Here is an 18,148-nt window from a genome sequence, read left to right as displayed (position 1 = left end):
GACAAGCGGCCGTCTTCTCCTCCAGGTGAAAGCCGGCCCTTGTCTGTTTTCTTTTTTTTGGAGGAAAAGATGGGTAAAACCATTCTGGAAATGTCTCATATTACGAAGGAATTCCCGGGAGTCAAGGCGCTTGACGACGTCACCTTTAAGGTAGAAGAAGGGGAAATCCACTTTCTGGTCGGAGAGAACGGAGCGGGAAAATCGACGCTCATGAAGGTTCTCAGCGGCGTGTATCCGCACGGCACGTATTCCGGCGACATCGTTCTGGACGGTAAGGTTCAACAATATAATTCCATCCGCGACAGCGAACACGCAGGCCTCGCGATCATTTATCAAGAACTCGCCCTCGTCCCCGATCTATCGGTGTACGAGAATATATATCTCGGAAATGAACAACGGAAAGGACGTCTCATCGACTGGAACGAGACGATCAGAAAAGCGAAGCTCCAGCTGGAAAAGGTCGGCCTCGACGTTGACCCCAGCGCGAAGATCCGCAGCCTCGGCGTCGGAAAACAGCAGCTGATAGAAATCGCCAAGGCTCTGAGCAAGGATGTCCGCCTGCTCATCCTCGACGAGCCGACTGCCGCCCTGAACGAAGACGACAGCGACAACCTGCTGAACCTGATTCTCGAGCTGAAAAAGCAGGGAGTCACCTGCATCATGATTTCCCATAAGCTGAAGGAAGTGATGAAGATCGCCGACACAGTCACCGTCCTCCGCGACGGAAAGACGGTGAACACCTTCGGCCGCGCCGAACTGAGCGAAGAGCTCATCATCAAAAACATGGTCGGCCGCGAAATCGAAAACATCTATCCCAAGCGGCAGAACAAAGCGATCGGCGATGTCCGCTTCGAAGTAAAGAACTGGACCGCCTACGATTACTCGGTAAGCCGCCAGATTCTCACCGATATGAACATCAACGTGCGAAAGGGAGAGATTCTCGGAATAGCGGGCCTGATGGGAGCCGGACGGACCGAATTCGCGCTGAGCGTGTTCGGAAACCCGAAGCACTACAAGGTTTCAGGAGAGCTCTTCGTAGACGGAAAGAAGACCGAGATCAAGCATCCGCTGGATGCGATCAAGGCCGGAATCGCCTACGTGTCCGAAGACCGCAAAAAAGACGGATTGATTCTCGATCAGGACGTGAAGCAGAACCTCTCCATCGCGAGCCTCAAGGAGCTCGTGTCTCGCTTCGTCATCAATAAAAACGAAGAGATCCGCGTCGCCGAGGAATACCGCAAGAACCTGAAGATCAAGACTCCGTCGATCGAATCGAAGGTCCGCAAGCTTTCCGGAGGAAACCAGCAGAAGGTCTCTCTCGGGAAGTGGCTGCTGGTGGATCCGGACATTCTGATACTCGACGAACCGACGCGCGGCATCGACGTCGGCGCGAAGTACGAGATCTACACCATCATGAACCGCTTGGTGGAGGAAGGCCTGAGCATCATCATGATCTCTTCCGAACTTCCGGAGATTCTCGGAATGAGCGACCGGATATACGTAGTGTGCGAAGGCAAGATAACCGGAGAAGTGTCCGGCGAGGAAGCCACGCAGGAAAAAATCATGAAGATGGCAACGGTGTAAGGAGAGGAGGACAATATGAATATTCGGGAGCTGAAGCAAAACGCGCGCGACTACGGTATGTATATCGCGCTCATGGTCATCATGGTGTTGTTCACCATTCTTTCGGGCGGCATTTTCATGTCCCCCCGCAATCTCAGCAATCTGTTCGATCAAACCGGCTATGTCGCGGTTCTCGCCGTCGGAATGACGCTGGTCCTGATCATCAAGCATATCGACCTTTCGGTCGGATTCGTGGCGGGATTCCTTGGCGCGATCGCCGCGATGCTGATGCGCGTAGGCGCGCCGATGCCGCTGGTTCTGTTGATAACGGTCGCGGTAGGCTGCCTCATCGGCATGTATCACGGATGGCTGGTCGCTTCGATGGGCGTTCCTTCGTTCGTCGCGTCCCTGGCAAGCATGTTCATCTTCCGCGGAGCGCTTCTGCGCATCACCGAAGGAAGCGGAACGATCATCGTTAACAGCAAGTTCTTCAACGCGCTCGGCAACGGCTTCATCCCGGATCCGTTCAAGGGAGAAAACCTGCATCTGCTTACGCTGGCAATCGGTGTCGCCGCTATCGCGCTCTTCGTCGTCGGGGAATTCAGGAACCGCAGCCAGAAGAAAAAGTACAATTTCGAAATCCAGACCATGGACATGTTCATCGGAAAACTGGTGTTCATCTCCGCGCTGATTCTGTATTTCTGCTGGCAGCTCGCCCAGTACAACGGAATCTCCTGGACCGTCGTCATCGTCATCGTGGTCGTGGCTATCTATCACTTCTTCATGAACAACACCGTTCTCGGCCGGCATGTGTATGCGGTCGGCGGCAACTCCGAGGCGGCCGAGCTGAGCGGAATCAAGGTGAACGCGGTTACCTTCTTCGTGTTTGCTTCGATGAGCACTCTGTCGGCCCTCGCCGGCATTCTCTACACCGCGAGGCTTCAGTCCGCGACGACCACCGCGGGCGTCGGCTTCGAGCTCGACGCGATCGCGTCGGCTTACGTTGGCGGCGTTTCCGCCTCAGGCGGCGTCGGCAAGGTAACCGGTACGATCATCGGAGCCATCGTCATGTCGTCGCTGTCGAACGGCATGAACCTGCTCGGCGTCGGCATTTCGTATCAGTACATCGTCCGCGGCCTGGTCCTCGTCGCGGCGGTTCTCTTCGACGTGCAGTCGCGCAGGGTGAAAATCTAAATAACGGCATGCAAAAAAGCCGAAGTCCGGTTCATCGGGCTTCGGCTTTTTTTATCGGCTTTCCCGCCGCGGCAGCAGATCGGGGATGCCGTACACGTCCTCGACTCCGTCCACCAGGATTCCGCCCATCCCCAGCTCGAGCGGAAGGGCGATGTCGATATCGTACCGGTCTCCGACTGATAAACAGCGTTCAGGCTCGGCGCCGGCGGCCTCGGCGGCCATGAGAAAGGGCTTCGCATGCGGTTTCGACACCTTCGTCGTGTCCAGTCCGATGAGCGTTTTAAAGAGGTCTTGCACCTGCAGGGCTTCGAGCGTGGCCCGGGCCGGCTTTACGGGATTGTTGGTCACCGCGGCAAGGTAGCACGAGCCGCCGAGCTGTTCCAGCGTCCGCCGGAGCCTGAGGTCGCGGACCAGAAAAAGGCCCGGATCGATGAGCTCTTCCCTCCATCGGATGCTCTCCTCTATTGGGATGCCGAAGTGAGTGAGCGCGTTGCCGAGGCTGATTTTTTTACCGTTCGTCCTCTCGTATTCGGCGCGGAAGTCCGCTACCAGCGTACGGCCCTCCTCGGCAGACATTCCCCGCAGATCAGCGAAGCGGCGGATCTGTATATCGACCTGTTCGCGGGCGTATTCTCCGTGGGTGTACAACGTGGAATCGATATCGAAAATGATGCAGGAGATCTGTTCGGGAATTTTATAAATGCGCATGCGTGCGGTACTTCTCCGTATAAAGCAGGTGGTTTTCAGGATCGGGTTCGTATATTTTGTCTATCCGCACCATCGCGCGCGCGGCTTCTTCCATCGAAGCGTACTCTCCGAGCATGGCGAAGCCGGCGATCGCGTCGCCCATGAGCTCTCCGTCCGGCGTGCGCGTGAGGGCGAATCGGGCGCCGGTAATGTCGGCCTTCATCCGGTTCCAGATCTCGTTTCGCGCTTGTCCGCCCGAAAGCCGCCATACCAGGTCTTTCCCGGCGATAGCGTTCAGCGTCTCGATCCCCCGGCGCACGGCGAATCCGATTTCCTCGACTACCTTTCTCCCGGGATGAAGGATTCCCTGATGCTCCGGAACTATCGGGCTTTGCTCGATCTGTTTCATGAGTTCGGGGTACTGCATTGCGGCGAGTCCGTTGTCCCGCCTCCAGGTGTGAAAAATGGCTCCGGTCTCGCTGAGAATGTACGATGCGTTCCAAACTCCGGGAACCGCGCCCGGCAGCGTTCTCACCGCTTCGGCTGAAATCGGTTCGCCGAGGCACAGATTAAGGCCTTCGCTGGTTCCCGCCCGGTCGCAGGCCGTTCCGGGTTCGATGGTTCCGGTTCCCAGAAGGGCCGCGGTAAAGTCCGGTCCGCAGCCGGTCACGGGAATGCCAGCCGGTATTCCCGCTGTTCCGTTCGTGAGTCCGAATCTCTGTCCCGCCAGCAGGAAGGGCGCGAGCGGAACGCCGGACAATCCTGTAGCGCTTAGATCCCCGGCGGTCCAGTATGCTTTTTCATAGCGCGGATCCGGGAGAATCGTAACCGGGCTGCCGGTCAGCCTCCAGACGATGTATTCGGGGCCGGAAAGAAGGCTCGACGCCTCTGAAAATTCCCGGGGATACAGCGATTGGAAGGCTTGAATGCGGGGTATGAACAGCGAGGGAGTTTTTCCGGCGCCGGATTCTGCGGGAATCGGGGAAACGGGATCGTTCCATAACAAAACCGCCGACGCGCGTCCGTCCTGCGAAACGCTCGCGAGGGTCGGTCCGTTGCCGGATACGGAAACGGCGTTCGGTGTGAAATCGCCGAGCTGGGAATGAACGGCCGCCCATGCGGAAGAAAGGGCGTTTTCCCAGTGCTCGCCGGTTCGCTGCGCACGCGGAAAGCGTACGCGCGCCGCCGCGAGAACTTCGCCGAAGCTGTCTATCAGAGCCGCTTTGAGCGAAGACGTCCCGATGTCGACGGCGAATACGGTTCGGTTCATTATTCCTGTTCTTCGGCGGGCTTATCCTGCTTGACGACGAGCTTCTCGATAATATTGCGGTTGTCCAGCAGGTCGCTGAGCGATTGATTGTGATGAATGCGCGAAATCACCTGAGCGAAGAGGCCCGATACGTTCGTCTTGATGTACCATTCCTTGGTCAGCAGCTCTTCGTGATATACCGCGTTCGTTCCGATGATCCGGAAGAAGTTGCCCTTTTTATAGGCTTCGTCGAATTGTTCGATCGCGTTGCCGGTGAAGAAGGGGAGGCTGATGGCCGCTATCACCTTGGTCGCGCCCTGTTCCTTGAGGAACTCCATGGCTTTCAGGAGGGTTCCGCCGGTTCCGAGCATATCGTCGGCGAGGAAGGCGACCTTCCCCCTGACGTCTCCCAGCAGCTTTACCGATTTGATGTTCGTCGCCTTCGCGTCCTGGGTGACGACCGAATAATCCCGCTCCTTATAGAGCATCGCGAGCGGCCGCTTGAGCCCCGTCGCGTAGAACTTGTTCCGGTCGACCGCGCCGGTATCGGGCGAAACGACGACGAAATCGTCCTCTTCGCTGGTAAGGTCCACTATTTTGGAAAGTTCCCTGATGATCTGATAGCTTGCGTGAAGGTTTTCGATGCGGGCTGTGTAAAACGCGTTTTCAATCTCGCGCGAATGAATGTCGAGGGTGATGATCTGGCTGACGCCGAGGCTTTCGTACAAATGGCCCAAGAGGCTCGCGGTGAGTCCCTCTCGGCCTTTTTTCTTGTGCTGGCGGCTGTAGGGATACACGGGCAGGACGAGGGTGATTCTCTGGGCTCCGGCGTGCCGGACCGCGTCGATGGTCACCAGCAAGCTCATAATGTGGTCGTTTATGGAAAACTTGAGCTTGTTCTTGCCCTCGTTCAGGATGATTTCCTGATGATTTTCCACGTCCTGGAAAATAAAAACATCCTTGCCGCGGATGCAGTCAAGGATTTCAGTTTTGAATTCGCCGTTCATGAACCAGGTGAAACGGGCCTTTATCTTGAATTCCGGGGCCCGGTATTTGGTGATATCCCCGCGGATGCAGATGTCCGAAGTCTGAAGGTCGTTATAAAAATTCACGTCCTTGACCAGATTCGTCCGGTCTACTTCGTATCTTTTCGCCAGAACGTCGCTTTTCTGTCGAAAGCGGCGGCTATAGATATGATTCAAATGCTTTATGGTTTCATCTGCAAACTTCTCGCCGCCCGGACAGGCGAGAATGGCAAGTTCCGTTGGTTCAGAATATGTCATGTGTGTCCCCGATGGGTTAATAAATACCATTAATCCGCGAAACTTGCAAGGTTGCGGACTCCTTCAAAATGCATTACACGGCAGTAAACTGCAACGTTTGCAAGCTTCACGTCATTTCTCCAGGATAGTGATTTCAACCCGGCGGTTGCGCGCCCTGTTGTCTTCCGAGGTGTTCGGAACAAGCGGCTTTTCGGCGCCGAAGCCCCGGGTGTACACGTTGTATTCGCTGCGTACTCCGTTTTCTACCAGAAACCGCGCGACCGCGTCGGCCCGTTCCTCGGACAGTTTCTGCCTCGCGGCGGCGGTTCCCGCCAGCGCGGTGTGGCCGCTGATCAGGAGCTCCTTGTCCGGGTAGCGCTCGAGCAGTGCCGCGATCCTGAGAATCTTCTCTTTTTCCTGGGCCATGAGCCGGGCGGAGTCGGCCTCGAACTGAATATTCTCGATGCTGAGCATGATTCCTTCCGGCGTATCCTCGGCGCTGACGTTCGAAAGCCCCATCTTCGAGATTTCATCGTTCATTTCCTGAACTATCTGTTTCCGGTTCATCGCCTTTATTTCCGTAACCGTCGCCTCCGCCGTTCCCCGGAACTCGTACACCGTGCCGGAAGCCAGCTTCAATTGAATGCTGAAATCTTCATTATAATAGGGGAGATATCCCTGTTCGTTGTCCCAGTAGAGCTGCTGCCTCGAATACCCCATGGTCAGCACCGGGTAGTCTCCGTCGGTCCGCTCCTTGCCCCTCAGTTCGGCCGGCGTATCGAAAAAGATGCTGTATTCGGCGCGGATCAGGTGGAGCTTCTTTCCTTCAAGTTCGGTCGGCCCGACATAGGTGTAGGTCACGGCGAACGGCGCGCGGAAGGGCGTCTCGATGCCGAACCGATCCCGGAGGTCGTGCGCCTCCTCTCCGGTTCCCTTCCATGTTTCGCCCGGCTGGACGTCGCCGTCCGGAAAGGTTGGAACGTTTCTGACCACCGGCATAAAGTGGCTGTCGTCTATATCGTAGACGCCCAGCTCGTCCCTGCGAAAGCCGCTTTGGTACTCCCGGCCCCAGGAGAAGCTCTTGTTCGTCGTCCGCTCGCTCGTCTGGAAAACGCAGTCGTGAAAAGCCGAGACCCTGCCCTCGTTTTCGCGCACGTCGGACACCCGGACGGTGATCCGGTTCGTTATTTCCGCCGCGTGCGAAATCGCGCGGTTCACGTACACCTTTTCCTGCACGAGGGAGTTGATTCGATAGGAGTCTCCCTCGCTGTATTGAAACCGGAATACCTCCGCTTCCAGCCGAAAGCCGGAAAGCGCGAACAACAGCGCAACCGCCGCCGGGCGGAACGCGGATAATCGTCTGGATGCAAAGCGGATTCTACGTGTAGCACTCATGCCATGAGTATCGGCAGAGCATCCTCCGCGAATGAGCGAAACACGCGATCGAAGGAGAGCCGGCCGCCTTAAAAAAATTCTTGAATCGCGCGGAAAATTTGCAAAACAGCGTCCGATGATGTAACGTTTAGACCGGTACGATTTTTATGTGTGTATATCAGGCGACTGAATGAGCACGGTTCCGGATATGCCTCCTTTTTTTTCAAGGGCTTCGAGGCCCGATCCCGGCAGGGTTTATCCTCCTTTTACCTGCCGGGTTTTTTTCACCCTAAAACGCAAAAAACCGCATAAAACTGTAAATAAACGTAATTCGGCATTGACCAAAGCGGTCATAACTGGTACCTTAACACCACAACGACGCAGGATAGAGCAGTTGGCAGCTCGTCGGGCTCATAACCCGGAGGTCGTAGGTTCGAGTCCTACTCCTGCTAGATACCAAGACCTTACTGATTCATCAGTAAGGTCTTTTTTTCTGTCAACAGGACTCGAAACGAAAGGCGCGCCGACCAACGGGAGGAAAAGCCGCCAGGGAAGGCGGCGCCAGCGACTGGAGACGGCCTGAAAGGAGCGCATACGACGTGCGCGACTGGAAGGCGAGTCCTACTCCTGCTAGATACCAAGACCTTACTGATTCATCAGTAAGGTCTTTTTTTTCTGTCGTACGGGATTCTGTCCTTTTTCATGGGCGCCCCGGCGGCTTGCGCCGCCGGCCGGGCTCTCCGCTTGTATCTTGCCGGGCATCGCATGCGCGAGCGCACGCGATGCTCATCAAGGATACCGCTTCGATCCCTGGCGCGCTATTGACCACAGCGCGTTCTGGTGCCTCTTTTCGTCAATTTTCTTCTTTCAGATCGGAGAAGGCGCAGAAGCGGTTTCTTCCCGCCCGCTTGGCTTCGTAGAGAGCTTTATCAGCCCCGATTACCAGGTCTTTGCTGGTTTCCCTGGAAAGTCCGTAGACCGGACGAAGGGAATGAAGGCCGAGGCTGATCGTCAGTATCGAGGAATCCTCCTGGCCCTCATGGCGATGGTTCAGCCTTTCGACTGCGGCTCTCATCCGTTCCGCCACCGTTCGGGCTCCTGCTTCGTCCGTTAACGGAAGGATTACCGCGAACTCCTCGCCGCCGTACCGGGCTATTGTATCTCCCGAGCGTTCCAGCTGGTTCGCCAGGGTTTGCGCGAGCAGTGTCAGGCACGCGTCGCCGGCGATATGGCCGTAGGCGTCGTTGTATTTTTTGAAAAAGTCCGCGTCGATAATGATGAGCGACAGTGGCGTTCCCGCCCGAACCGAGCGATCCCATTCTTCCTTCAGCCTGTGGTCGAAATGGCGCCGGTTCCCGATTCCCGTTAAGCCGTCAAGATGTACCAGGGCTTCAAGCCGTGCGTTGGCGTCCTTCAGGTCTTGTTCGAGCTTTTTCCGTTCCGTAATGTCGGTCGCGACTACGAGGTATCCCGTCGTAATTCCCTCTTCCTCCATCGCGTTTTCGCTCAACTGGACTTCCCTGCAGCTTCCGCCGGGAAAACCGATGCAGGCGTCGTAGTGAGCCGTCGAATCAGCCGCATTGCTCCTTCCTACTATCGAACCGCAGTCGGCGCCGGAATGTACGAAGTCGGAGAAAGCCATGCCCGCGATCGAGTCGCGCGGTCTTCCTAAAACGATTTCCAGGGCGCGGTTCACGCTGGTTACTGCTCCCTGCGGGGAAAGGGTGAATATAAAGTCCGATGAATGGGAAAGTACGGCTGTATAGAGGGTTTGCGCCCGCCTGAGCGAGGCGTCGTTGTTTCTCCGTCTCATGTATTCCTGGATCATTATGGAGAAGATCGATATCGCGCAGATTATGAAGACCGCGGACGCATAGCGCTTTTGTTCCGGTCCGGATCCGGCAAAGACCGCCGTTGCGATTGCCGCTACCGCAGACGCCCCTGAAATAATCGAGAGCGCCGTTCTGTCCCTCTTAAAAATGCTTGGAACAAGGGCGAATAAGAAGACTGCGGCGACCGACGCGTTCGAATGCGCGTGGGCGAAAAACCAAACGAGAAAGAAGGGCGCATGCCCATAGGACGCGATTCGTGTTTCCGATGCGTTTTCTCCGAGAAAATCGCCGAAAATAACGGGAGCGGCGAGAAGGGCCGCGAAGACGAGCGGCGCCGTATCGGAAAATATCCGGGGATTTGCGGCGTAATCCGCGAGAAAGGCCGCCGAGGCAAGCGCGAAAGCGACCCTGGGCGCGCCGACAGGAAACCAGGTCCGCGCGCCGGTTCCGGGGGCCGGATTAAATTAAGATCGTAAAGGGGAGTCGTCATCAATCCGTCCTTAGCCGCTCCTTCCGGTTGCCAGGAGTTCAGATAAAAATCGGATAACCGGGCTTCAACGTCGGTCCATTCTTCGTTCGGAGTCGGAAGTATGCGGCCCCAGTCCTCGCCTTTCTTTTCGCCCCTCGGGGGCGTATCGGTGAAATGGACCTGGAGATGTTCCGCCGTTCCCGCAAACCTCCATCAGATATGCAGTATCGCGTCCGGGGGAACCGCTGCAGCCGATTCGAGAACAAAACCGTCCCACAAGGAGGCGCCGAAGTCGGACGCGTCGAATCTCAGGACCGGATGCCCTTCCTCGTCGGTCCGATACCGGACCTTTCCGCCTTCTGAATAATAGGGAAAAAAGGTCAAGGCGGCGCTTTCTGCTTCGTTCGACTCCGAAGGCCCGCCGAAAAGGGCAAGACTTTGGCCCCGGCTGGAAAACAGCATCAGCGCAAGGCTTGTCAGGGCGAGCGCAATGCCGGTGCACGTAACGAGAAAGGGTAAAAAAGATACGCTAAAAAGCTTCGCTTTTCGCATCGAAGCCTCCCGTTTATTTTTTTCGTATAAGAAGCGAATAATTGCGAAAAAGACGAGCCTTACGGATACCGCTTCGATCCCCGGCGCGGAAGTCATTGATATAGTGAAAGAGGGGGTGGCGCGCAACCGAAGTGCGCGCCAGGGGGAGACTTCCCCCTCCTGTAGAAAGATATGAGATGCATCTTCGGTTGACCCCTCATGAGATCTGTTGTACTATTCGATGATGACAATATGACATTTTATGTCAAAGAGGATGGTATAAATGGAGCACCCGAAGATTATTCAGGGCGGAATGGGAGTCGCGGTATCGAGTTGGAAATTGGCGAAGGCGGTTTCTTCCCAGGGCGCGCTTGGAGTAGTTTCGGGAACTGCGCTCGACATCGTTCTTGCCCGGCGCCTTCAGCAGGGAGATACCGACGGCTCGGCGCGCAGGGCTCTCGCGGCCTTTCCGGACGCCGGGACGGCCGAGCGAATCCTTTCCGACTGGTTCAACCCTGAAGGAACGGAAGACTCCCATGATTTCAAGCAGGTTCCCCTGCGAACCCTGGGCGATTCATCGCTCGACGCGCTGACGGCAGCGGGAAACTTCGTGGAAGTTTTTCTGGCGAAAGAGGGACACTCCGGAGCCGTCGGCATCAATTTCCTTGAAAAAATCCAGCTGCCCAATCCGGCCGCCATATACGGAGCGATGCTTGCAGGAGTCGATTATGTATTGATGGGCGCGGGCATTCCTCTTGAGATTCCCGGCCTGCTCGACTCGTACTCCCGCGGAGAAGGCGGAGAAATTTCCGTTCAGATCGAAGGCGCGGAAAAAGGCGAGCGGCATGTCGTGCGCTTCGAGCCTTCTTCTATCCTCGAAAATCCGCCGAAAACGATGAAGCGGCCGTATTTTCTCTCCATCGTTTCTTCCTATATTCTGGCCGCGACCATGGCTTCCCGCGCGACGGGCAGGGTAGACGGCATCGTGGTGGAGAACCATCTCGCCGGCGGCCACAATGCTCCTCCCCGTGGTGTGCTTTCGATGGACGAAAACGGAGAGCCTATGTACGGCCCGAAGGACACGGTCGACTACGCAAAGATGGTCGGCCTATCGATTCCCTTTTGGCTGGGCGGTTCGTACAGCATGGAAGAGTCTCTGGAGAAGGCCGGATCCGAAGGAGCCTGGGGAATTCAGGTGGGAACCCTTTTCGCCTTTTGCCGGGAATCGGGCGTTCTTCCCGAACTCAAGAAGCGCTTTCTCGAGGCGGTCGCCGCCGGGAAGGAGGCTGTCTTTACCCATCCTCTCGCGTCTCCCACCGGTTATCCGTTTAAATTCGCCGTGCTCAGAGAAACCCTCTCCGAGAAGGTCGAAATGGTTAAACGCATCCGCGTTTGCAACATCGGCTTGTTGCGACAATTGTATAAAACCCCGGAGGGGAAGATAGGCTATCGTTGCCCGGCTGAAAAAGAAGAAGCCTTCGCGCGAAAGGGCGGCGACCGCTCCATATCGTCCGAGGCGAGGTGCCTGTGCAACGCGCTTATGGCGAACGTCGGTCTCGGCATGAAGTACGCCGGCGGCTATCTGGAAAAGCCTCTGCTCACCGTCGGCTCCCAGCTTGAATCGCTGCGCCGGCTTATCCGCAAAGCGGGCTTCGACTATACTGCGGCGGACGTGGTCCGCTTCCTGAGCGCGCGCCCGGCAAAGGCCGCGGAATGAACGATACAGTCGTTGTCGTAACCGGCATGGGCGTGGTTTCCGCGCTCGGCTGTTCGACTGATGCGTTCTGGGAAAACTGTAAAAAGGGCGTTTCGGGAGCCGGCCTCATCGGCTCCTTCGATTCCGCGCTGTTTCATAGCAGGATTGCCTGCGAAGCTTCTCTTTTCGATCCGGACGTCCGCATACCCAAAAAACAGTCGCGCCGGCTTGCGCGCTTCTCCCAGTTCGCCGTGTACGCGGCTATCGAAGCCGTCGCCCAGGCAGGATTGGACATCGCCTCGATGGATCCTTCGCGAATCGGATGCCTCGTGGGTTCGGCGGCCGGCGGGTACGATGTTCTGGAAGAGCAGTTTCCGGCATTTATCCGCAACGGCCCGCAAAAGGGAAACCCCTTTTCGGTTCCCAAGACGATTGCCAATATGGCGTCCTGCGCCGTGGCGATCAATCTTGGAATCACCGGGCCGAACTTCGCCATCCTGAGCGCCTGCGCGACCGGCGGCCATAACCTGGCTATCGCGAAAATGATGATTCAATCGGGATACGCGGACGTAGTCATCGCCGGCGGAACCGAAGCCGCCGTTACTCCGATGGTGGTCGATTCTTACGGCTGCATGGGCGTCCTTTCTACCCGCAACGACGATCCCTGCCGCGCGAGCCGGCCCTTCGACCGCGACCGCGACGGCTTCGTCATCGGCGAAGGGGCGGGGATCATGGTGCTGGAAAGCGCCGCCCACGCTAAGAAACGGGGCGCGGAAATTCTCGGCGCGTTCTCCGGCTTCGGCATGACCTGCGACGCCCAGAGCATCGCGATCCCCGATGCAGAAGGCCGCTTCGCCGCGCAAGCCATGCGGTTGGCTTTGCGGGACGGCGGAGTTTCCCGCGACGCGGTCGGATACATCAACGCCCACGGCACCTCGACCCACGCGAACGATCTGACGGAAACCCGCGCCATCCGCCTCGCCTTCGAATCCGCGGCGGACAGTCTTTCGGTGAGCTCGACCAAGTCCATGATCGGCCATACCCTCGGCGCTGCGGGAGCTATCGAAGCTATCGCCTGCGTGTTGTCTCTCAGGGATAACATCGTTCCCCCGACCATCAATCTTGAAAACCCCGATCCCGAATGCGACCTCGACTACACTCCTGGAACGGCTCGCGAGCGAAAGCTCGACTACGCACTCTCAAATTCCTTCGGATTCGGCGGCCAGAACTGCTCGCTGTTGTTCGGGAAGGCGTAAGGACATCACAGAACGCGATACGATAGAAGCTTTCACATACAAAAAAGGCGGCTCGGGAAATCCCGGCCGCCTTTTTTTCGTTATTTTGTATAGTGCCTGATCCAGTCTATGTACATGTATTGCGGGAAGTGGGTGGTCGAGTCCGGGGTCGAAGTGAAGTCTCCTCCAACCGCGATATTGAACAGCACGTAGAAGGGTTTATGGAATTCCGAGCGGCCGGCCTCGCTGATCGATTGTTCTCCGATTTTCGCGCCGTCGAGCTTCCAGACAATCTTCGATTCATCCCATTCGATCTCGAATACGTGGAAGTTTTCGGCGAAAAACTTTCCGCCGGGAAGCGTGTGTTTGGCGGACGGCAGATACAGGTTGTTCCAGTCGTTGGTGATGTTTTCCACTGTCGGATCGTGGTGGAGGGTTCCGTGCGTCGTGCCCTGTCCGTAAGCGGGATCGTCTTTGGCGCCCGTCTCCAGAATATCGATCTCTCCGCACTCAGGCCAGGTCGTGTCCCCCCCGGTTTCGTTAATATTGTCGCCGAGCATCCAGAACGCGGGCCAGATTCCCTTGCCGTAGGGGAGCTGGATTCGCGCCGCGATTTTTCCGTAGAGGAATGTTTTTCCCTCGGCAGAGGACGAGCCGTCCTGCCCGCCCGGATTGGAAATTACGCGAGCGGATTTGTATTGATTGTCTCCGTGCGCTGTTCCGTTCATCGAGGCTTTCAGCACCATATATCCGTCCTCTTCGCAGGCGTTGTCGTTCGACGTGCCGCCGAAGTACTGCTGCCATTCATTGTTCGGCGGATTGAGCATGGTCTGGCGGGTCCATGTATTGGTATCGAAAGCGCCGTCGTTGAACTCGTCCTGCCAGGAGAGCGTCCAGCCGTCTCCGGGCGTCCAGGAGTCCGCGTTGACGGCGGGATAGACGAATTCGCCGGGAGTTTCAACGGGCGTTCCCGAGTCGAGATTGACGAGACTTACGTCGTCGATGTAAATGTCCGTCGCGAGGGTTCCTTCGCCGGTCATGGTTCCCAGCTCGAATACGAGTTTCCCGTCGGAATAGGTTGAGTTGCTTTTGTTGAAGGTGAAACTGAAGTCTTGCCATTCAATCGTCAAATCGAATGATTTGACGGGCATAAATTCGACGAACCAGGGATCGGCAGACAAGCCCTTCCCGATCTGGACTCTCAACATCCTCGGTTCAGCCGCCTTCGCCCTGAAGCTAACCGTCTGTTCGCCGTCGGGAATCGAGAGGCCGTCCTGGAAAATCTGTACGGAATAGGGTTGAGTGCCCGGCGCCGTCACGGTTACCACGAGTTCTCCTCCGGTTACCGTCTGCGTCGAAGCACCGCCCTCTCCGTTCCACGCGGACCACGGCAAGACGAAACCGTCTGCGAAGTCTCCGTTCTCAATCCGCTCTGTTTCAACTGGTTCTTCGGGATCGGGATCTGCGGGGTCGTCCGGATCGGGGGTTTCCGTGTCCGTTGTATTCGACCCGAAATCGCATCCGGCGATCGGCATCAACGCAAAAAAAACTGACGCGGCCGTCAGACAGGTAAATAAAATAGATTTTCGTTTCACGTGTTTACTCCGTTGCGTGCGTGTTTTCCGCGGCTGTCTCTTAGGCCGGCAGAAAACGCTGGGTAAAAAAAGGGCTGCCCTCGGGAAGCGGCAGCCCATGTAATTAAACCGTGTTGCGCTGATTACAGCATCAGAACGTTACGATGAAGGATGTCGTCAGGATTCCCTTGTTCTCGGAAATCGCGGTCAGATCCTCGGTCTTGTACATGAAGGTAATCACCGTGTTGGGGATCATCGTCATTTCAAGGCCGAGTTCTCCGGTGATGTTCTTCTTGACGCTGGAATCCTTTGTCTTTAGGAATCGTCCGTAAGGTTTGAACTGGTTCCAGATGTTGTAGTCGGCATAGAAGCCGAATGTGTTCACCGGTTTATCGCCGGTGATATCTGCAAGTTCGAAAATGAATGTCGTTCCGAGATTCTGAATGAGTCCGCCTGAATTGTCTTCGTGCATGGATGCAACCATGTTTATTGAGGGATCGGCTCCTTTGGACATGACGATCGATCCGTCCAGGGTGAATCCGGCGAAAATGTTGGTTTCCATATCAAGAAGGGGATTGTCTCCCCATCCGTTCGATCCCGGCCAGATCACGTCGAAACCGAAGGAATTTTCAGTGGTCCATGAATCAAGCGGCTTGTCTTCGGTGCCCGTGAACGCGACATCCATCGCGGTATGCGGCATTACCGCCAGCGTATTGGTGATGTCGAACCGGTACCCGAGGGCTCCGCTCAAACCGAGCGGCAGTACGTCGTAGTTGATTCCGGTTACCGCCGATCCTCTGACCATCAGGTCTCCAACGGGATTTGATTCCGCCGAAAGGCCGAAGTCGTACTTGTTGTCTACGTTGCCCGGACTTGCGGCATTGATGTATTCCCAGCTCAGAGGCGATGCAACCATGAAAAGCGCTTCTGTCGTGTTTCCGACGAATCCCAACCCGAGTCCTGCCTCTCCTCCCGCTGTATTAACCATGTCTCCTGATCCGGCAATCTCCCACGCGCTGACATTGAAGTCCGATGTCCAGCCTTGAACGCGATAGCCGATATGCGCCCAGTTCGCTCTTGGACGCGAATTTGCGGTAGCGAATGACCATCCGGTGTGTCTCGTATAAAAATTCTTTTCATTCGCTGCAACAAGAACGTAGAAGGGATCCCAGACGATTTTCCCCCAGATTTTTTCGTAGTTTATTGCGAATACCGGATTAAGAACTTTATTGGCGGATCCTGCGGTGGCCGACATATCTCCGCTTTCATCTTGAATTTTCAGCGTGAGATGTCCGCCGGAGAACATCACCAGCCCGTAGGGATCGCCGTACTCGATGCCGCTTGTATCGCTCGTATAATCCTGGTAGGGGAGGATTTCCCATTCAAGGTCGAGGTTAACGATTTCCTTGAATCCTGATTGGTTGCGATCGAAGTCGTACCCCCATTCAACGCCGAGCTTCGGTTTGAAGTCGATAGACGTGGATATTTTCTTTGTCTGCGTCGGCAGGTTTTCATCGAAGAGTGTTTCCGCTGCGAAGGCCATGCTTCCCGCGAGAATCGCCAATGTAAAAAAGGTAAGATATTTTTTCATCGGATCTCTCCTCATTATTCCGCAGCGGCCGCGAGCTTGCGGACTTCTACGTCGTCGATGTAGACGGTCGCGGCTCCGGTGGCTTTGAGCTTGGCTTCGTCTTTCCATACGTGTCCTTCGGGAAGGAACATTCCGGGATTGTACGCGCAGTTGAAATCGAGTCGGCCGAACTTGTTGGTGCGGAATTTCATGACGAACTCGAACTCGTAGGTCTGCCAATCGGTTCCTACCACGATGTCCTGGTACTCAAGGTAGGGCGGGTCCGCTGGGGCCAGTCCGTTTCCGATGCTGAAGCGCACGACGCGTTCCATGTCGGATTTCATTTTGAAGCGAGCAACATAGCGGGCGCCTTTCTCGAAGGTGACTTTTTTATAGTGCATGGCCACGGCCCAGGGCTGCTCACCCATTTCGTCGATTCGGAGCGTAGCGATTCCGTTGTCCCAGGTTACCTCTCCGGCTCCGCCCCATCCCGAGTCGATCCAGGGTGTCCAGTTTCCCTGGCCCGCCTCGAAATCGCCGTTTACGAGAATATTATCCGACCACACCATTTCAGCTGCTTTCGGAGCGCTTGCGCATCCGGATGCTATCAGTACCGCCGCGGCGCCTATGGCGGCGACCATCATCTTCTGCAGTTTCTTCATTATATTCCTCCTATTGAAACACTGCGTGTATACGTTTGCAAAGAATATAATCTCATGGGTTTTATAGGATGTCAATAAAGTATACGTATTTAAATCGCATTGAATGTAAAAAGCGATTTTATATCTCCGTGATGATAGTATTGAACATTGATAGTGATTTCTTGTTTGTCGCTATATTTTACATTCAAGCGTTTTTATTAATAATAATGCGTTTGTTTGCGCTATCATTTATTTCTCTCAATATAATGCGTGCTCTAATTTGATGGAAATTGCAATTCGTCATAATTGCTGCTAAAGGATTGAATTGAAAGTTTAAAATAATTTTTGTTTTTTAAACTTGACTGTATACGATTGCAGGTCTATGATTGCGTATACATTAGGCCGATACGGCTAAAAGTGAGGAGTTTATTATGATGAAGAGAAAATCAATTCTTTCTGTACTGAAGATGGCCCTGGCTCTTTCTTTGGTGTTTTCATTCGCTGCTTGCGACACTTCCGGAGATGAAGATGAGGGCGACGATCAGTTCTCCGGTACGGCGCTGTATGAGATTAACTGGTCCGGAGCCTTCAGTCCTGACTTCACAACTGATAGCGTGAAAGTAGTCAATGCAGGCGACGAGGTAATCGGTACATCTTCAGGCGCTATGAGTCTGAAAATGAACATTCCGCACACTCACACTCAGATTCAAGAAGGCGGTTTCTTCCCCACCGGAACAGGCGTCAACTTTACAACTGACGGGGGCGGATGGAATGGAGTGTTCTTTAAAATGGTCGGGTCAACCTGCGATATCAGCGCGGCCTCCAAGGCGTATGTCGCGATCAAGGGCGATCTCGGCGAGACCGCTTATTTCGGATTGAAGATTGAATGGACTGGAACCGGAGATAATGCTCCTGCTGCGGAAGTGAACATCCTGGACTACCCGGCAAAGGCCGGAGCCGGCGGATGGACTGTCTATACGATTAACCTCGCCGACTTCACTAATATCGATACAAGCGCTTTCAGTGGCTTGGGTCTCTGGAATCCGAACGTTGTCGATGGTACTGCTGCTGAACGCGAAGCTGCTGCCGCCAACTATCCCGCTCTGACCGATGTTCTTATCTCCGTGGCATTCGGCGAGTAATTTTGTAAGCTGAGCAAGAGCTTTCCGGGGCGTGGTTCGGGGACGGTTGTTTCCGGATCGCGCCCTGTATTTTGTCCTGAAAGCTGAAAGAGGGACGGATTCGGTCCGTCTGATATTTAGAGGAGCATT

General features: G+C 55.6%; 14 protein-coding genes and 1 tRNA gene. 6 read left to right on the top strand and 9 right to left on the bottom strand.

All coding sequences use genetic code 11. The features are described from left to right. Nucleotides 1-69 precede the first annotated feature (69 nt). Both K7J14_RS13610 and K7J14_RS13605 read left to right on the top strand, forming a co-directional pair. Nucleotides 70-1,584 (top strand): ATP-binding cassette domain-containing protein, encoded by a 1,515-nt coding sequence (locus K7J14_RS13610; protein WP_230757439.1) that lies wholly within the window; start codon nucleotides 70-72, stop codon nucleotides 1,582-1,584. A gap of 15 nt (nucleotides 1,585-1,599) precedes the next feature. Beyond that, nucleotides 1,600-2,757, top strand: a complete 1,158-nt coding sequence (locus tag K7J14_RS13605) for a sugar ABC transporter permease (protein ID WP_230757437.1) — start codon at nucleotides 1,600-1,602, stop codon at nucleotides 2,755-2,757. A 51-nt stretch (nucleotides 2,758-2,808) separates the two neighbouring features. Here the strand turns inward: K7J14_RS13605 and K7J14_RS13600 are convergent, their stop codons facing one another. The 4 genes from K7J14_RS13600 to K7J14_RS13585 all read right to left on the bottom strand — a co-directional run bounded on the left by K7J14_RS13600 (nucleotide 2,809) and on the right by K7J14_RS13585 (nucleotide 7,350). Continuing rightward, nucleotides 2,809-3,465 carry an HAD family hydrolase gene (locus K7J14_RS13600; protein ID WP_230757434.1) on the bottom strand — a complete coding sequence of 219 codons (657 nt, stop codon included), beginning with the start codon at nucleotides 3,463-3,465 and terminating at the stop codon, nucleotides 2,809-2,811. After that, nucleotides 3,452-4,714: a xylulokinase gene (locus tag K7J14_RS13595; protein WP_230757432.1), complete on the bottom strand. Its 1,263-nt coding sequence runs from the start codon at nucleotides 4,712-4,714 to the stop codon at nucleotides 3,452-3,454. Before K7J14_RS13595 ends, K7J14_RS13600 begins: the two co-directional genes overlap by 14 nt. Then, entirely contained in the window at nucleotides 4,714-5,976 is a 1,263-nt protein-coding gene (gene prs / locus K7J14_RS13590; protein ID WP_230757429.1) for a ribose-phosphate diphosphokinase, read from the bottom strand. Before prs ends, K7J14_RS13595 begins: the two co-directional genes overlap by 1 nt. A gap of 111 nt (nucleotides 5,977-6,087) precedes the next feature. Continuing rightward, nucleotides 6,088-7,350 carry an OmpA family protein gene (locus K7J14_RS13585; RefSeq protein ID WP_230757422.1) on the bottom strand — a complete coding sequence of 421 codons (1,263 nt, stop codon included), beginning with the start codon at nucleotides 7,348-7,350 and terminating at the stop codon, nucleotides 6,088-6,090. A gap of 358 nt (nucleotides 7,351-7,708) precedes the next feature. On the opposite strand from K7J14_RS13585, the gene K7J14_RS13580 reads away from it, so the two are divergent. Beyond that, nucleotides 7,709-7,781, top strand: a tRNA-Met gene (locus tag K7J14_RS13580). A 401-nt stretch (nucleotides 7,782-8,182) separates the two neighbouring features. Here K7J14_RS13580 and K7J14_RS13575 read toward each other — a convergent pair. Continuing rightward, nucleotides 8,183-9,142 carry a sensor domain-containing diguanylate cyclase gene (locus tag K7J14_RS13575; protein WP_230757419.1) on the bottom strand — a complete coding sequence of 320 codons (960 nt, stop codon included), beginning with the start codon at nucleotides 9,140-9,142 and terminating at the stop codon, nucleotides 8,183-8,185. A gap of 701 nt (nucleotides 9,143-9,843) precedes the next feature. Next, nucleotides 9,844-10,182, bottom strand: a complete 339-nt coding sequence (locus K7J14_RS13570) for a hypothetical protein (RefSeq protein ID WP_230757416.1) — start codon at nucleotides 10,180-10,182, stop codon at nucleotides 9,844-9,846. Nucleotides 10,183-10,444: 262 nt separating this feature from the next. Between K7J14_RS13570 and K7J14_RS13565 the strand changes: the two genes are divergently transcribed. Together K7J14_RS13565 and fabF are read left to right on the top strand one after the other, a co-directional pair. Next, nucleotides 10,445-11,878, top strand: a complete 1,434-nt coding sequence (locus tag K7J14_RS13565; protein WP_230757413.1) for a beta/alpha barrel domain-containing protein — start codon at nucleotides 10,445-10,447, stop codon at nucleotides 11,876-11,878. After that, nucleotides 11,875-13,113 (top strand): beta-ketoacyl-ACP synthase II, encoded by a 1,239-nt coding sequence (gene fabF / locus K7J14_RS13560; protein ID WP_230757412.1) that lies wholly within the window; start codon nucleotides 11,875-11,877, stop codon nucleotides 13,111-13,113. The genes K7J14_RS13565 and fabF overlap by 4 nt, the downstream gene beginning before the upstream one ends. An 80-nt stretch (nucleotides 13,114-13,193) precedes the next feature. Here fabF and K7J14_RS13555 read toward each other — a convergent pair whose 3' ends face one another. From K7J14_RS13555 to K7J14_RS13545, 3 genes are all read right to left on the bottom strand, one after another. Continuing rightward, nucleotides 13,194-14,687, bottom strand: a complete 1,494-nt coding sequence (locus K7J14_RS13555) for a family 16 glycosylhydrolase (RefSeq protein WP_230757411.1) — start codon at nucleotides 14,685-14,687, stop codon at nucleotides 13,194-13,196. Nucleotides 14,688-14,817: 130 nt separating this feature from the next. Then, complete coding sequence (locus tag K7J14_RS13550) at nucleotides 14,818-16,257, bottom strand: hypothetical protein (RefSeq protein ID WP_230757410.1); 1,440 nt, start codon at nucleotides 16,255-16,257, stop codon at nucleotides 14,818-14,820. A gap of 14 nt (nucleotides 16,258-16,271) precedes the next feature. Further along, entirely contained in the window at nucleotides 16,272-16,898 is a 627-nt protein-coding gene (locus tag K7J14_RS13545) for a carbohydrate binding domain-containing protein (RefSeq protein ID WP_230757409.1), read from the bottom strand. Nucleotides 16,899-17,308: 410 nt separating this feature from the next. On the opposite strand from K7J14_RS13545, the gene K7J14_RS13540 reads away from it, so the two are divergent. After that, nucleotides 17,309-18,019 carry a hypothetical protein gene (locus K7J14_RS13540; protein WP_230757407.1) on the top strand — a complete coding sequence of 237 codons (711 nt, stop codon included), beginning with the start codon at nucleotides 17,309-17,311 and terminating at the stop codon, nucleotides 18,017-18,019. The last annotated feature ends 129 nt before the right edge of the window (nucleotides 18,020-18,148 follow it).

Source organism: Teretinema zuelzerae, from assembly GCF_021021555.1.
Classification (GTDB): domain Bacteria; phylum Spirochaetota; class Spirochaetia; order Treponematales; family Treponemataceae; genus Teretinema; species Teretinema zuelzerae.
This window is presented reverse-complemented; position numbering and strand designations above follow the sequence as displayed.

Excerpts from the sequence above, each read along its gene's own strand:
- K7J14_RS13610 (WP_230757439.1), top strand. The coding sequence starts at position 70 with ATGGGTAAAACCATTCTGGAAATGTCTCATATTACGAAGGAATTCCCG.
- K7J14_RS13605 (WP_230757437.1), top strand. The coding sequence starts at position 1,600 with ATGAATATTCGGGAGCTGAAGCAAAACGCGCGCGACTACGGTATGTAT.
- K7J14_RS13600 (WP_230757434.1), bottom strand. The coding sequence starts at position 3,465 with ATGCGCATTTATAAAATTCCCGAACAGATCTCCTGCATCATTTTCGAT.
- K7J14_RS13595 (WP_230757432.1), bottom strand. The coding sequence starts at position 4,714 with ATGAACCGAACCGTATTCGCCGTCGACATCGGGACGTCTTCGCTCAAA.
- prs (WP_230757429.1), bottom strand. The coding sequence starts at position 5,976 with ATGACATATTCTGAACCAACGGAACTTGCCATTCTCGCCTGTCCGGGC.
- K7J14_RS13585 (WP_230757422.1), bottom strand. The coding sequence starts at position 7,350 with ATGAGTGCTACACGTAGAATCCGCTTTGCATCCAGACGATTATCCGCG.
- K7J14_RS13575 (WP_230757419.1), bottom strand. The coding sequence starts at position 9,142 with ATGAGACGGAGAAACAACGACGCCTCGCTCAGGCGGGCGCAAACCCTC.
- K7J14_RS13570 (WP_230757416.1), bottom strand. The coding sequence starts at position 10,182 with ATGCGAAAAGCGAAGCTTTTTAGCGTATCTTTTTTACCCTTTCTCGTT.
- K7J14_RS13565 (WP_230757413.1), top strand. The coding sequence starts at position 10,445 with ATGGAGCACCCGAAGATTATTCAGGGCGGAATGGGAGTCGCGGTATCG.
- fabF (WP_230757412.1), top strand. The coding sequence starts at position 11,875 with ATGAACGATACAGTCGTTGTCGTAACCGGCATGGGCGTGGTTTCCGCG.
- K7J14_RS13550 (WP_230757410.1), bottom strand. The coding sequence starts at position 16,257 with ATGAAAAAATATCTTACCTTTTTTACATTGGCGATTCTCGCGGGAAGC.
- K7J14_RS13545 (WP_230757409.1), bottom strand. The coding sequence starts at position 16,898 with ATGAAGAAACTGCAGAAGATGATGGTCGCCGCCATAGGCGCCGCGGCG.
- K7J14_RS13540 (WP_230757407.1), top strand. The coding sequence starts at position 17,309 with ATGATGAAGAGAAAATCAATTCTTTCTGTACTGAAGATGGCCCTGGCT.